The following is a 13,748-nucleotide window of genomic DNA, read 5'->3' as shown; positions in this document are numbered from 1 at the left end:
CAGCTTCACGCAAAGTGCCCGTGCAGGAACCAGGCGGTCTGGTCTCTCGCCAGGCGCTGCTGGAACACCCAGAGCACGCCGGCGTGCGCGCTCAGAGCAAGCCAGTAGTCGCGCTGCACGTTGAGGGGTCGCGCATCGGCGCCTTCGCCACTCCGTTGCCACCAGCCGCCTTCGATGCGGTCAGGACCTAGGAGCAGTTGCAGTGGCCCTTGGTAGTACGGTCGGTTGTCGCGCTCCATGAGGCGTAGCGGCTCATCGAGGACCCAGCTGGGCAAGGGCAGTTCGTAGGGCGGTTGCGAAGACTTCCGTTGGGCATTGCACTCCCAACTCTGCATCCACTCCAGCCGATGGTCCGCAGACAAGGCCGGGCGGCGCACGCAGGTATTCCCCAAGCGTGCCTGGATTCGCTCCAAGGCGAGATCTGTATTGGCGCCCTTGCGCAAGGTCTCTGGGATGAGGGACCGGCTCTCTTCGATGATCGGCAAGACCTCAGTGGCGAGTAGCTCGATGTCTCCGGCCGGGGCCGCAAGCTGGACTTTGGCCAAGTGCTCGGCCAGCAGCCGCGCGAAGTGCTCAACGTTCTGTGTGGGCTGGCCAGTGCGAACGGTCAGCTCGCCACCGGCGCCGGCGTCCTTGGCGCGCATGACGTCGTGGCACCACCTGAGCGTGAAGGCAGTGGCCCCCATGCGGCGCGCGGCCAGCCATCCCGCCATCTGCACGAGCAGGCGCCGGGCGCCGAACAGCAGGGCTGGCGCAGTCTCTACCCGCGACGTCAGCTCTAGACTTGCATGGAACGTCTCGGGCAAGCTGATCCATTCGTAGACCTCCGGCCTTAGTGCGTACGCCTGGTCGAGGGCGGCTAGCAGTTCCTTGTCAAAGCGACGGCTCAGGCCCCCACGTGGGAGACTGCGCACGTCGCCGAGCGTGCGGCAGCCCACGCGGGCCAGAGTGGGCTGGTGCTTGCTCACAGCCGAGATTGCTTGCAGCGGCAAGGGGTCCAGGATCTTGGCCAATGGAGCGCGAAAACCGTCGAAAACGGCCTCCCCAGGTGCGTGGCGAGCCAAGGCGAGCGCTGACGTGCCTGTGGGGGCCCAGGCAATGCGGGCACCCAGCTCCGCAGCACCGCCTTCGATGAGGGAGTGCAGTGCCTCCATACCTCCAAACAGGCGCGCGCTTCCTGATACCTCTGCGACGACGGAACCTTCCACCAGAGCCACCCGAGGGGTGAACTGCAGGGCCCAGATTCCGAGGGATGTCGCATCAATGGGAGACGGGCTGGCCGGCAGAGGGATGGGGAGCAACGCGGCCCAATGCCCAAGCATTGGAGGCCTCCTCACGGGTGAGTGCGGCGACGGTGGCCGGCACGGTCTTGAGCCGGGGCGGAACCACCGACTCCAGATTGCCCGGCATCGCTGCCAGGTACAAGGCTTCATCCAATGACGCGCCCCTGCGCTTCGGAATGCGGACCTCCAGCTGCCAGCCGTTGGCCGGGGCCACAGCGACACGCAGCGGCGCTGGAGAGCTATCGGTCAGTGCTGTCACCGGGCGGAACAGAAACACGGGAGCATCGCAGGACTGGGCGTGGATCTGCAGCCGACGGATCTGCTCCGGCCGTGCCTGAGGCAGCCAGGACAGCACCGCACCGGCGGGATCGGACTTGACGATCTGCTCAGTCACCCAGAGGCGGTCCACGGGGGTAGACGCATGGATCCACACCACCTGATCCGCGTTCAGGCCCAACTGCTCCAGGCCTGCGGCATGCGGCTGCTTGGGCGGGGCGATCAGGTAGATCCTGCCGCCAGAGGACATGAGCGAGGGAATGGACCTACTGAGGAGGCGCCACTCGCAGAGGGTCGCCTGGGGCATGAGCAGCTCGGTCAGGCTGTGGGTTGGCCAGCCACCGCCAGGAAGCTCACTGTCCAGTTCAGCAAAGCCCGACGAGACAGTGCGCGACATGGAATCGCCCAGTTCCGCGCCGCGCCAGACAGCCTCGGCCACATGACGTGGGAGGCTGCCAGGATCAAAGGCGCCAGAAGCAGAAGGGATGGGAACTGGCATGGACGGGAGACGGGGGCGGTCATCGGCACAAATACTGTATGAATAGCCAGTATATGCCCGCCTATGCAAAGTAGAAAGTGCCCCCTGGTTTGGACTGCGCTGTAGGGCGAATTTCGTAGCATGACAGTGCCGCCCGGCTTGAATTTCGGCCGCAAGCAGCACCAATACACCTACAGGGCGGTCAGATTCTCTATCTCCATGCGCTCACGCCAGTGCACCAGCTGCACACGGCCCTCCCCCGGCCAGTTCGGACGAGAATCGGGCATCGCACAACTCAACCCCACACGTTCAATGACAGCACCACGGGTCTCAACTAAGCAAAGCGCCGACGAGCCGACAATGCGGCTCGCGGTTTTGATCGATGCCGACAACGCACAGGCGGCCGTTATTGACGGCCTGCTCGCGGAAGTCGCGCGCTTCGGTGAAGCTACCGTGAAGCGGATCTACGGCGACTTCACTGCCCCGACGAGCGCATCCTGGAAAAAGGTGCTGCAACGCCATGCCATCAAGCCGGTTCAGCAGTTCGCGTACACCACCGGGAAGAATGCAACGGATAGCACGCTCATCATTGACGCCATGGACTTGCTCTATACCCGCAAGTTCGATGGGTTTTGCCTGGTCTCAAGCGATAGCGACTTCACAGGTCTCGCAACCCGCATTCGAGAAGAAGGCGTCACGGTCATCGGTTTTGGTGAACACAAAACGCCCGAGGCATTCAGGAGCGCATGCCACAAATTCATTTTCACGGAGGTGTTGAGGCCGACTGCTAGCAACACCGCTACGGCTCCTGGTGCAAAGCCTGCGCAGGCTGATGCAGCCGTGAAAGTGGAACCGCCGGTGCCACTCGCAGTGCCCGAATTTCCAAAACAGTTTGTCTTGGAAGCGCTGGAGCTTTCCAGCGACGACTCTGGTTGGGCTCATCTTGGTACGTTTGGTGGCTATCTGACCAAACTGCAGCCCGAGTTCGACTCGCGGCTATACGGCTTTAAAAAGCTATCGGATCTGGTGCGCTCCAAGTCAGATATTTTTGAGACAGAAGAACGAACTTCGCCGGGTCAGACGCAAAGGGTGCTGTACGTCAAAGCAAAAAATACTACGGCGTCGCCCACCAGGTCTTAGCTCCCATTGCAGCAGCACCGTTCTATCCCCTGAATCTAAATGTTTGCCGCAGATTTGGCAACAGTTGGCCGGCAAACCTTTCTGCAAATATGCGGATTCCAATAATATAGAAAACATGGCAATTATTAATGTTTCCGCACCGAAAGAGCATCCGGTAGAGATCAAGCTTCCAGCTATGACCGAAGAAGTCAAAGAAGCCTGCGAAGACTATATGCACTACATCAAGTTTATTCTTGAGCCGGCAAAACTAGAAATCGCAACAACCGTTAGAAAGAATAGAGTATCACTCCATCAGGCATTTGGTGCCAATCTCATACTGGCGCATAGTGTTGACTATCTAAAGGCCATTCGGTCTGCGGCAGGAATCAAGGAAAGCCGTGCGAATTTGATTAAGTCTTTTGACGAACTATTTGCAGTTGATGGAGCACATATTTCTAACCGAAAAATGGAACTGATAGATGCCGTCAACAATGCGCTGAAACATATCCGAATCAAACCAGATAGATACGTCGACCTCGGTGACCGCTACGGGCAAATTTCCTTCAAAAGTCTGGTCGAGCACGACGGGCGTGTATTGTGTCATCTAGAACAATATAGATTCGACTATTGCCGTGCAGTGCTTCTTCCAGGTCTAAAGGCACTGTCAAATTGGAATTTCGAAGACGCAGAAGGTGTACTGAAGTTCGCAATGGGCAACATACCCTCCTCAACCAGCGACTATTCATCTCCATATGATTCCGGTGACCCGTCCGAGGCTATCGACCGAATGGTCGAGATTTGCTCATCCCCTTGCCGAAACTGCGAAGAGCAAGCTGACGATTGCCGTTGTTCGCAGTACATCTTCGATGGTGAAGGAGGGAGATTTGAGCCGCTTCATTCTGTTTCGGAGAGTGATTTTAACGAGTTAATGAGTCAAATTTCGCCGTCATACAGCAGAGCATAAATATGGATGGCTTCTCGGTCGGTATTGGCGATCATTCCAAAGAGGTATAGGCAGAAAAAAGCCCATCCGTGATTTGGATGGGCTTTCTATTTGAGCGCACTATTCGCGCTTGAGGCCGTCGGCCTATCTTGGTTCTTTGCAGTCTAAGGAACGAACCGGTTCACCGGAGATTGACCAAATGTATGCAGGGGGACATCCCGCAAGAGAGTTTGCAACCTGCTCATAGGAGCCTCGCCGCTGAAACTCTTGGTTGGAAAATCCGTCCCATAGTTTCACGGTCCAAAGTACTTGGAATTCTGCGGAGTTCATTACTCGCAAGACATATTGAGTTTCTCGGGCTTCGCCGGGAACCACCAGGAAGCCCAGTCAAGATAAACGAACCTACCACCTTCGATTGTTGGTGAGAAACCTGTCACAGTTTCATTTCGAAAAACCACACCATAGTCGTTGGTGAAATCTACCTTGTCGCCTACCTTGAAGTTGCAGGCTATTGGTGGATTTGTTTCGGCATCAGAAGAGAGCGGATATACCATCCCTTCGAGGAAATGCTGCTTGCTTTGAAATGCTGCCACGGGTTGTGCCTTTTCCAGGTGGACAGACACCATCCCCAGAGGGGACCGTGCCCATCTGGGGTGTTTCAATAAGGGTTCTATTTTGCCGGGTGGTCGCGAACGACAAGAACTTGAGCCTTGGTACGCTCCACCAGTTCGGCAGAAAGTCCCATCGTGCTTTTCATGCTTTCGATCTCTTGGTGTGTAAGCGAGGGGATGCGTTGCGGCTTCTTTCCAGGCATCAGCCCAATTCCCACCGCGATGATTCCTGGCACAAGTGCTACGAGATGGACTGGTTGAAGCCCGTTCTTCATCGAGCCAAGCTCAGGTATCAGGATCATTATGAGGAAGGCCCCGATCATGATTCCGCCGAGCAGACACATTGCAGACAGCTTGTAGGAAATCTCGATAGCATTTTGCCGCAGCGCAATTGCCGAGCGAAGAGTGACAAGTACTGGTGTGCTATCTTGGGTTTGTTTCATTTTTGAGGAGTCCATTTGGCGCTGGCCGAATGAATGAGCCAGCAGTTTGAATATAAGAATCCCCCATGGCAATGCCATGTGGGATATATTTTGAGCCCTCCAATCAGGCAGCCTCGACAACACGCACGTCGAAGTCCACTTTCAGTCCGGTTCGTACCGCGCCAAAAATCGCAGCAAGATTATCCATGCTCGGATTTCCCCGGGGGGACAGCATCCGATGCAGGCTCTTGCTGGGTTTTTTGGTCACTGTAGCAAGTTGCTCGAAACCTACAGTGGCATTGACCAGATCTCGAAGGACCAGCCGTGCTGTATCGGTTTCACCATTGAGAAAAAGCGTTGCCGCCTCATCCAGGAGTGCTCTTGCAAACTCCGGCTCGCGCCGTACGCGCTCTACTACCGTCAGCTTGAAATCTCGCGTGAGACTCATCGCGGTCCACCTTTCTTCGTTGGGGTCTGGGCCTTCTTCCTGGCCTTGTATTCCTCATGCAGCGCTACCGCCTGGTCAATTGCACGCTGTTGGTTCTTCTTCGAGCTGCCTCCGAAAAGCACCACGAGAGATTCACCGTCCTTCGCAAGATAGATTCGGTAGCCTGGGCCCCAATTGATCTTGTACTCGCCGATGCCGCGGAACCACTCCACGTTGGAAGTGTTCCCGAGCTCCAGGCGCGCCTTTGCGATCGTCACCTTGGTCGCCGCTTGGAGATCCAAGCTGTCGAACCACTCCTTGTAGGGATTGGTGCCGTCCTCGCGCACGTACTCCTCAAGCCGCGCAGCCATTTTGAATGGTAACGTTAAGGTTACTCAGATGCAACTGCAGAGCCAGGACGTCCAAGTGCTCCTCCTCGCGGTCAGGGCAAAAACCAAAGTTGCCGGAATCGACAAGCCGCTGCCGCCACTGCTCGACCTTTTCGAGAGTCAGCGCCCCCCAGACATAGTCTTGGCCGTAGGCATTCGTTCCCACGAGGGCCTCAAAGTCGTCGTCCCAGCCTATCGCGTTGGCGTCGATACGCAGCCAGGCGCCGGCCGCCAGCTTGTCATAGAGGACACAGGTTGCAGGCAGGTCTTGCATGCTGAATGTTTCGATCATTTGATCTCCAGGTTGTGGTTGATAGGGTTAGGCATGCGGTGCGCATGCCCAGCGGGTACCTGGTTGTTTGCTTGAAGGAACGGAGTAACCGGGCGCCGCGCAAAAAAAACCCCCAGCTGTTTAGGCCGGGGGTTGGGTAGTGCTAGTCCTATTGGATCTGCAGCTGGCTGGAGCTGAGGGCCAGGATGCTAAGCCTGCGTTGCTTTTCAGCAGCACGGAAGCGCTCGCTTCTGGCCTTCATGACGCCGGTGTGGAGGTCGACCAAATACCTGAAGTACGTGGACGTTGTCGGCCCTCTCCATTCGAGCCAAGCGGAGCGGATCAATGCCCGCTGCGCGTCGCTCGCCAGGAAGAAGTCCTTGCGGGACTCGCGCCAAATGCGTGCATGAAAGGCCCGCATCCGCTGCTCACTCCGTTGGTAGGCGAGACGCCGACTCTCGGTCTCTCGCTCAAGATCGAATGCCTGCGGTGGTTCCAGCACCGAGGCAATCAGCGGGTAGTTGCTGGCCAGCTTCATTGCCTGGCGCTGGGGCCGCCTCTCCGCGAGCGTGAGCTTGCGCTTCGTCCACTCGAATACCTCCACGCGAGGGTATCGAGAGAATCGCATGACGACTACGCCTTGAGCTTGGCCATGCCGTCGGCGAGTAGCCACAGAGCGCGGTTGAGCTTGATGTCCTGGTCGATGCCCTGAATCCCGCGCGTCTGCCGGCGCTGGCCGGTGGCGGTGCGGCCGCGCAACCCTCCCTTGCTCACGTTCTCCTGACAGACGTTCATCACCGACCAGAGGTCGGGCTTTGCGTCTGCATTTCGCCGCGGTTGCAGGAGCTGTGCCTCGGTGATCGGCGCGGGCTTGACCTCGGTGTCGTACTTGAGCGCCAATGCGGACCGGGCAAAGACTTCCGCCTCGTGCGTATCCAGGGTGATGGCGCGCATCGAGTCGCGAGACTCTGCAACGCGATCGAAGCCCTGCAGCACCTCGTAGGCGCCTTCGATGACCTGTGAGGCAACGTCGCCTTTGTGCGGGACCCGCACGTCTGCAACGGTGTCGCCGCATACCAGGCCATTCGAGCAAACAAAGCGGAACATTCCCGCGAGCATTTGATAGCTGCTCGAGCCATCGTGCGCGTTCAAAACAATGATCTCGTTGGCCTCACTGCCGGTGATCTGGCTTGCGTGGCGCAGTCGGATCATGTGCTTCGTGAACTCGCGGCGGTCCTCTCGGCGCACGCGCGTCTGGGTGACCATGAAAGGTTGAAAGCCCTCCCCTCGCAGTTTGTTGAGCACCACGGAAGTTGGGATGTAGCTGTAGCGATTCGACCGGCTGTCATGGGCTTCTTCAGCAAAGATCGAAGGGGCAACCAAGCGGATCTGGTCATCGCTCAGCGGAACAGGAGAACGCAGGACGGGGGAACGGGAAGCGAAACGAGAAGCGAGTTGCATAGTGATTCTCCAAGAGTGTTGTGGCAAGCGCAAGGCATGTGCCGGTTACAAAAACGGTCCGTGGGCGTCTGCCCTGACCGAATACCCTCTTGAATGCCGCGACGCCGCTGATAACTTCCCGCAAATGAAAACGCCCCCTGGTCAATGACCGAGGGGGCGGGGGTTTAGGTGGCCGACAAGCGGGGCGCTCTCTTTCGGGCGGCAGCTATCCTTGTCGCCAAGCCGCCTTCAACACGGCGTCAGACGCGACGTCCGGGGAATCGCGACGGTCCCAGAGTTGCTTGAGCACGACTGGCTGGCCTTCCACGACTGCCTGTGCGTCCGATCTGCAAAGTTCGGCGGTGTGCTCGATGATCTCGATGATTCTTTCTTCCCACTGGAAGTAACTGGTGTAGGTCACTGATTGATCCCCATTGAAGCTGGTTTCGTGCCCGGGCGGAAGCCAAGGACGCCGGAAATGCGATCCGTCGCGTGACGGTGCTACGCATGCAGGACCAATTGCGCTGTCGCTTCAGATAACAAAAAACCCCCGCTGCTAAGGGCGGGGGTTGTGAGTGGCCGACGTGGCGATCAACCAATACGGAGGTACTCGATTTCTACCTGTTGAGCCAAGGTGTTCAAGAAGGCTGAGTCGAGTGCCTCTTGGGAGGCTTCGCGGGGCGCCATGAAATCCACCTGCAGGCGTTCGCCAGCGTGGGTCATGAAGCCGCTGTAGGAGGCCGACTGCGGGGTGGACAGCCATTCTTGCACCTCGTCGCGCGTGACGTGGTGCCGGGGCCGAGAACCCTCGATCGACTTAAACAAGTCCGAATACCTTGTCCAAAGGTCGATATCGACACTGCAGCAATGAGCGGCATGTCCTAGCAGGGTGACTAGCTGATCTACTGTGGTTGCATACGCGTTCATGGCTTCCACTCGCTGAGCCTCTTCGCAATCATCTGAGGTCAAGTCCGTGATGCGTTCACTCGCAGCCCGCTGCGCCTGCTGTACATCCAAGACGGCTGAAAGGGACTGGTTGCTCTGTGAGGTTTCCATTTGATTTCTCTTGTTGAGGGTAGGGCGGATTAAATTTCCTGATGGGTATCCACATCACTTGATGAAGCCGAACTAATAACGGCGAGATGGCAGTCGGCGAAGGATTACAGATTCCCGAAGCAGCGCCAGAAAAGCAAAAAGGCCCGAGCGGGCCTTTAATCTATAAAATTGGGTGGCGATCTACGCGGGGATGAGGTACTCTTCGCGATTTACATCAGCGATCCACTTTGGCGGCTTACCTCGGCCGGTCCAGGTTTCGCCAGTCGATGGATTGCGGTACTTTGGTGCGACCTTGGTGCCGACCCTCGAAGAAACCGCCTTGCGCTTCCCGAAGACATCTTCCGACGTCAGTCCAAATTCCGCCACCAATGCCCGGGCCTTAGCAGTCGCATCAGACAGTTCTCGGTTGCGAGCCTGCTGAATCTGGGCATCCAGCGAATTCCGCTGCTCAAGCAGTTCTTTATAAGTTGTCATCTTTCAATTCAATGGTGGAATAGACTAGACATCATATCTTTAATTTGGCGACAAGCAAGCTACTAATCACTGTCATCTGAAAATTAATCACACAAATTACCGTTGCGAGCTTGCAGTGCGCGAGATTCACTTGCTGGAGGCACAGGGATTCCATCGGGAACCGTGCTCTGCGACGCGGGGGGAATCCAGAAATCAGAAATCAGTTTCCAAGCGAGCTGTTTGCTTTGAGCTCGTGTAAGTCGTTTTCGTCCATAGTCGGCGGGCGGGCTACTAATACTGGGGTTGGGCATTTGCTTTCCTAGAAACAACAAACCCCCGGGCCTCCAGAAAGCGAGTAGCCTCCTCTATGCGAGATTGCTCTTCCGGATTCAGCTCAGGGAGGATTTGGTATCGCCCGTCGACGAACTGCACCTTGCCTAGGCAAAGGTCCAGCTTGAGCAGGGCACGCACGAGACTTGGGTTGTCCAGCCCGGCGGCCTGGGCCAGCTCCTGTTCTGCCAGGGGACCCAGGTTGGACAGGAGCGTGCGCAAGAGGGTCGGACTGGTGCACTGGGGTGGCAACTGTTCGCCGACCTTGAACGGCCACGGACGGGTCGGCTGGCTTGGCTGCAAGGTTGGTTTCATCGCGATGCCGACGCGAGCTCACCACCAAGTGCCTGCACAAGATCAGGAACAAGGCGCTCGATTTCCCCCGTCGCAATCGCGAAATCGGAGTCGAACACCCCTCTATCGCTGTCGCGGCCATCGAACACCGTATCGAGGTAGTCCACCTTTCGCAGCTGCAGCTTGTCTGTGAGGACAAACGAGACTCGATCGTCCCATGTGATCGCGAGCCTGGTTGGCACCTTGCCCGCCTGGATATGGCCTTGAATCTCCGCGATATCAAGGGCGTGGCGTGCATAGCGCACTGCCGACTTCGAATCGTCTGGGGTCTTTAGCTCACACTCGCGGTCCACGGTGAACGACGATGGAGGCTCCTGAGTGCTGAGCCAACTCGACATTGCCGCGGCCGGCGCGAGATTGGTTGCCAGCTGCGCCACGGAAAGGCCTGGAACCAGCTCGACCAACAAAGAAACCAGGTCGTCGACGCGCGACTGCGTTGAGGCGTCTATGTAGAGGTACCCAGCCTGCGGGGCGAGCCACACCCAGCAGGTGGCCAGCTTGGGGATCGCGTACGGCAGCATCGACAGGCGGATCTCCTCCTTGAGTTCCTTCAACTCCTTCTTCCCAGGCTTGCGACCTGTCTGCTGGAGGAGCATCTCCACGCGCTCTTCGAGTTTTCTGGCGATGGCTGACGCTGGGACCGCTTTTGTCTCGACCATGGCCCGGCAAATCAATTGGCCATTGATGGCCTCCACAAGGGCTCCGTGCTTCTCGCCCCTCGGGGGCACCCACCCTATCGAGCGTTCCTGGGTGGGGCCGCAAGGCTCGAAAGGCGACTTCGCAAGCGATGCCTCAATGACAGAAAGCTCGAAGCACGAGTCGCCGGACGCGACACGAAAAAGGACCAAGTTCTTGAACATGCAGAGGGGACCCCTGGGTATTGCTGACATCTCAGCCGGTCATTGGGATTTGTTATTCTAATTGTTATTTGTTCGCCCGTGAATTTGAGGCCTGAGAACCGGGTCTTTGGTTCAGGCATGGAAGAGAGGGTTGTACCGCCCAACGGGACGGTACAACTCTCACTCAGAGTTCGCGCATGCCCTTTTCGGAGAGGCGCAGGCGGACGTCGAGGCCTTGATTGGCCTGATACACGGTCGCATCCACGGATTCGTCGGGTGACATTTCCAGGAGGGCGCCGAAGTCCCAGTTGATGGGGGTGATGGAGCGGGCTGTGTCAATTTCCAGCTCAAGAAGGACGTAGAAACGCTCAATGCTGCTCATATGGCTCCGTTGGGGTGATCAAGGCGGAAAAGCGATTGCTTTTTGGACGCCCATTCGGTGCCATTTGCCGGAGCAGAACTGATAACCGAAGTCGCGCCAGTCCGTACCGGTGATAGATAGAATTGTTGCGCACAGCACCAAGACTGGACTGCACCACTTGCATAGTCCGTACTAAATCAACCGACCTGAAAGGACGAAATGACCACGCTCGTCATCGCAGAGAAGAACTCTGTTGCTGCAGACATCGCAAAGGCCCTGGGCGGCTTCAACCGGCGAGGGTCGGTCTTCGAGCGCCCGGATGTCCTCATCACCGGCGCAGTCGGGCACCTGGTGGAGCTTCATGTCCCGGCGGCCTCAGAAGCACCGCGGGGATTCGCGGGCCTCCCCCTCCTGCCAGAGCGGTTCGACCTTCGGGTGATCGAAAAGACACAGGCGCAATTCGACGTGATCGCCAGCCTCATGAGGCGGTCGGATGTCACCACGGTGGTGAACGCCTGCGACGCCGGCCGCGAAGGGGAGCTCATTTTCCGTCTGATCCTCGAAAAGGCGAACTGTCGAAAGCCGGTGAAGCGCATGTGGTGCCAGTCGATGACCCAGGACGCGCTGCGCAGCGCCTTTCACGCCGCAAGACCTGGCGCAACGTTGGACAACCTTGCGGCCGCGGCGCGCAGCCGAAGCGAAGCCGACTGGCTGATCGGCATCAATGCCAGCCGTGCAGTGATGAGCACCCGGGAGCTCCAAAGTGGCATCCGTGAGTCCGCTTCTGCCGGGCGCGTGCAGACGCCAACGCTGGCCCTGGTGGTGGACCGCGAGCGGGAGATATCGCAATTCAAAGCACGTGACTTTTGGGAGCTTGTGGGCACCTTTGGCGCGCGGACAGATTCCTACAAGGGCAAGTGGCGTGCCGCCGCAGCGGAAAACACCCCTGAGGAGACGTCCAGCGACAAGGCCTCTGGCGAGAGCAATGGATCGAGGCTCTTTGACAAACGGGCCGCCGAAGCCATGCTGGCCCAATGCGCAGGTCGCCCAGTCGAGAAGGTCGATGAGGTGGTCAAGCCTGCTACACAGCATCCTCCACGGTTGTTTGACCTCACGACCCTGCAGCGGGAGGCCAACAAGCGCTTCAAGTTTCCCGTGCAGAAGACGCTGGACATCGCTCAAAGCTTGTACGAGCGCCACAAGATGACGACCTATCCTCGCACGGACAGCAGCGCGCTGCCCGAGGACTACCTGGATACCGCAAAAACGACCATGGAAGCTCTGCGGGCCACCCCATGGGGACATCTGGCCGAGAAGGCGTTGACCGGAGGCATGGTCCGGTTCAACAAGCGGATCTTCGACAACACCAAGATCAGCGACCACTTCGCAATTGTTCCAACCGGAGTGATCTCGGATCAGCTCTCGGACGATGAGAAGCGCATCTACGAACTGGTAGCCAGACGCTTCATCGCGGCATTTTTCCCCTCGGCGCAGTTCGTCAACACCGTACGCACAACGCTGGTCGCCGGCCAAACGTTCATCAGCAAAGGCCGCGTGCTCCAGAGCGCCGGATGGCTAGAGGTCCTGGACGAGCTTGGTGACGACGGGAAACCTGTCCATGCGGGCGAGACGTCTCTCTGCGCACTCAGCGACGGCGAGATTCCGCAGGTACAGGACCTCCAGCTGGTTGCGGGCAAGACAACCCCTCCCCTGCGCTACACCGAAGCCACTCTGCTCGGAGCCATGGAGACGGCGGGAAAGCTCGTCGACGATGAGGAGCAGCGCGCGGCCATGAAGGACAAGGGCCTCGGGACGCCGGCGACACGCGCTGCGACCATCGAGGGATTGCTCGACGACGGTAAGAGCTATGGACGCACGAAGGAGCCCTATCTCCTTAGGACGAAGGGCTACCTGGCTCCCACGGAGAAGGCATGCAGCCTCATCGACCTGTTGCGAGGGTGCGGTGCGGGGTTTCTGGCCTCGGCACAGACCACTGGCGAGTGGGAGCACCGGCTCGCACTGGTCGAGAAGGGCCAGCTGCAGCGCGAGGCATTCATGGGCGCCCTGCGGGAGAACGCGAGCAACCTCGTTGACAAGCTGCAGGGAGCGGCGGTGGCCAAGCCTGCCAAGGATGCTCCTTCGCTGGCGGCGCCCTGCCCTCAGTGCCGCGCCAATGTGCTGGCGCTGCCCGGCGTCTTCCGGTGCGCCTCTGGATGCGGCTACGAGCAGCGCCGGGAGATCGCCACGCGACGGCTATCCGATGAGGAGATGTCACGGCTGCTGAATGGAGAGGCCCTGGAACGACTGCAAGGGTTCTACAGCCCGAAGAAGAACGCGAATTTCATCGCTGGATTGAAACTCGATGGCCAAGCACTCACGTTTGTTTTTGACGCCGACTCCGTGGGTGGTACGGCCACTTGCCGTTGCCTCAAGTGCGGTGGGACCGCATACATCAAGCCGGCTCTCGCGCAGTGCCCCCGCTGCGGCTTGAAGGTCTGGCGCGAGATCTGCGGACGCACCCTCACGGACAACATGCTCCGCCAGCTCCTGGAGAAAGGCAGCATTGCGGCCGTGCGGGGTTTCGTCTCGCCAAGAACGAAGAACAAATTTGATGCTGGGTTGAAACTCGTGGCCGAAACAGGAAAGCTCGATTTTGTATGGCTCGATAAGAGCAAGGGATAGGCGCACAAGAAGCT

The 13,748-nt window shown here is 58.5% G+C and carries 18 protein-coding genes; 3 read left to right on the top strand and 15 right to left on the bottom strand.

The window, feature by feature from the left end; all coding sequences use genetic code 11:
- Window positions 1–5 precede the first annotated feature (5 nt).
- Both C8C94_RS25195 and imuA read right to left on the bottom strand, forming a co-directional pair.
- Complete coding sequence (locus C8C94_RS25195) at window positions 6–1,322, bottom strand: DNA polymerase Y family protein (RefSeq protein ID WP_121423141.1); 1,317 nt, start codon at window positions 1,320–1,322, stop codon at window positions 6–8.
- The gene (imuA, locus tag C8C94_RS25190) at window positions 1,261–2,058 is read right to left on the bottom strand and encodes a translesion DNA synthesis-associated protein ImuA (protein ID WP_121423140.1); all 798 of its coding nucleotides are present in this window, start codon (window positions 2,056–2,058) and stop codon (window positions 1,261–1,263) included. The genes C8C94_RS25195 and imuA overlap by 62 nt, the downstream gene beginning before the upstream one ends.
- A gap of 120 nt (window positions 2,059–2,178) precedes the next feature.
- Between imuA and C8C94_RS25185 the strand changes: the two genes are divergently transcribed.
- Complete coding sequence (locus C8C94_RS25185; RefSeq protein ID WP_233573620.1) at window positions 2,179–3,177, top strand: NYN domain-containing protein; 999 nt, start codon at window positions 2,179–2,181, stop codon at window positions 3,175–3,177.
- Between the two features lie 115 nt (window positions 3,178–3,292).
- The gene (locus tag C8C94_RS25180; RefSeq protein WP_199731497.1) at window positions 3,293–4,120 is read left to right on the top strand and encodes a hypothetical protein; all 828 of its coding nucleotides are present in this window, start codon (window positions 3,293–3,295) and stop codon (window positions 4,118–4,120) included.
- A gap of 308 nt (window positions 4,121–4,428) precedes the next feature.
- Here the strand turns inward: C8C94_RS25180 and C8C94_RS25175 are convergent, their stop codons facing one another.
- The 13 genes from C8C94_RS25175 to C8C94_RS25115 all read right to left on the bottom strand — a co-directional run bounded on the left by C8C94_RS25175 (window position 4,429) and on the right by C8C94_RS25115 (window position 11,073).
- Window positions 4,429–4,692: a hypothetical protein gene (locus tag C8C94_RS25175; protein WP_199731494.1), complete on the bottom strand. Its 264-nt coding sequence runs from the start codon at window positions 4,690–4,692 to the stop codon at window positions 4,429–4,431.
- A 77-nt stretch (window positions 4,693–4,769) separates the two neighbouring features.
- Entirely contained in the window at window positions 4,770–5,231 is a 462-nt protein-coding gene (locus C8C94_RS25170; protein ID WP_147433321.1) for a hypothetical protein, read from the bottom strand.
- A gap of 25 nt (window positions 5,232–5,256) precedes the next feature.
- Window positions 5,257–5,580, bottom strand: coding sequence for a DNA-binding protein (locus C8C94_RS25165; protein WP_082437434.1), 324 nt, complete (start codon window positions 5,578–5,580; stop codon window positions 5,257–5,259).
- Window positions 5,577–5,930, bottom strand: a complete 354-nt coding sequence (locus C8C94_RS25160) for a type II toxin-antitoxin system RelE/ParE family toxin (protein WP_055398132.1) — start codon at window positions 5,928–5,930, stop codon at window positions 5,577–5,579. Before C8C94_RS25160 ends, C8C94_RS25165 begins: the two co-directional genes overlap by 4 nt.
- A complete protein-coding gene (locus C8C94_RS25155) occupies window positions 5,914–6,240 on the bottom strand; it encodes a hypothetical protein (RefSeq protein ID WP_121423137.1) in 327 nt (108 codons plus the stop codon). Before C8C94_RS25155 ends, C8C94_RS25160 begins: the two co-directional genes overlap by 17 nt.
- Before the next feature lie 148 nt (window positions 6,241–6,388).
- The gene (locus C8C94_RS25150; RefSeq protein ID WP_121423136.1) at window positions 6,389–6,823 is read right to left on the bottom strand and encodes a hypothetical protein; all 435 of its coding nucleotides are present in this window, start codon (window positions 6,821–6,823) and stop codon (window positions 6,389–6,391) included.
- A gap of 29 nt (window positions 6,824–6,852) precedes the next feature.
- Window positions 6,853–7,680 (bottom strand): DUF932 domain-containing protein, encoded by an 828-nt coding sequence (locus tag C8C94_RS25145; RefSeq protein WP_121423135.1) that lies wholly within the window; start codon window positions 7,678–7,680, stop codon window positions 6,853–6,855.
- 205 nt (window positions 7,681–7,885) lie between these two features.
- Window positions 7,886–8,080 carry a hypothetical protein gene (locus tag C8C94_RS25140; protein ID WP_121423134.1) on the bottom strand — a complete coding sequence of 65 codons (195 nt, stop codon included), beginning with the start codon at window positions 8,078–8,080 and terminating at the stop codon, window positions 7,886–7,888.
- A 170-nt stretch (window positions 8,081–8,250) separates the two neighbouring features.
- A complete protein-coding gene (locus C8C94_RS25135) occupies window positions 8,251–8,715 on the bottom strand; it encodes a hypothetical protein (RefSeq protein WP_121423133.1) in 465 nt (154 codons plus the stop codon).
- Between the two features lie 180 nt (window positions 8,716–8,895).
- Window positions 8,896–9,189, bottom strand: a complete 294-nt coding sequence (locus C8C94_RS25130; protein WP_121423132.1) for an H-NS family nucleoid-associated regulatory protein — start codon at window positions 9,187–9,189, stop codon at window positions 8,896–8,898.
- Between the two features lie 270 nt (window positions 9,190–9,459).
- A complete protein-coding gene (locus C8C94_RS25125; RefSeq protein WP_121423131.1) occupies window positions 9,460–9,813 on the bottom strand; it encodes a hypothetical protein in 354 nt (117 codons plus the stop codon).
- Window positions 9,810–10,712, bottom strand: coding sequence for a recombination-associated protein RdgC (locus C8C94_RS25120; protein WP_121423130.1), 903 nt, complete (start codon window positions 10,710–10,712; stop codon window positions 9,810–9,812). Before C8C94_RS25120 ends, C8C94_RS25125 begins: the two co-directional genes overlap by 4 nt.
- A 163-nt stretch (window positions 10,713–10,875) precedes the next feature.
- Entirely contained in the window at window positions 10,876–11,073 is a 198-nt protein-coding gene (locus tag C8C94_RS25115) for a hypothetical protein (protein WP_121423129.1), read from the bottom strand.
- A 198-nt stretch (window positions 11,074–11,271) separates the two neighbouring features.
- Between C8C94_RS25115 and C8C94_RS25110 the strand changes: the two genes are divergently transcribed.
- Complete coding sequence (locus C8C94_RS25110) at window positions 11,272–13,734, top strand: DNA topoisomerase (RefSeq protein ID WP_121423128.1); 2,463 nt, start codon at window positions 11,272–11,274, stop codon at window positions 13,732–13,734.
- Window positions 13,735–13,748: the final 14 nt, after the last annotated feature.

The sequence above is a fragment of the Acidovorax sp. 94 genome (assembly GCF_003634645.1).
GTDB classification, from domain to species: Bacteria; Pseudomonadota; Gammaproteobacteria; order Burkholderiales; family Burkholderiaceae_C; genus Acidovorax; species Acidovorax facilis.
This window is presented reverse-complemented; position numbering and strand designations above follow the sequence as displayed.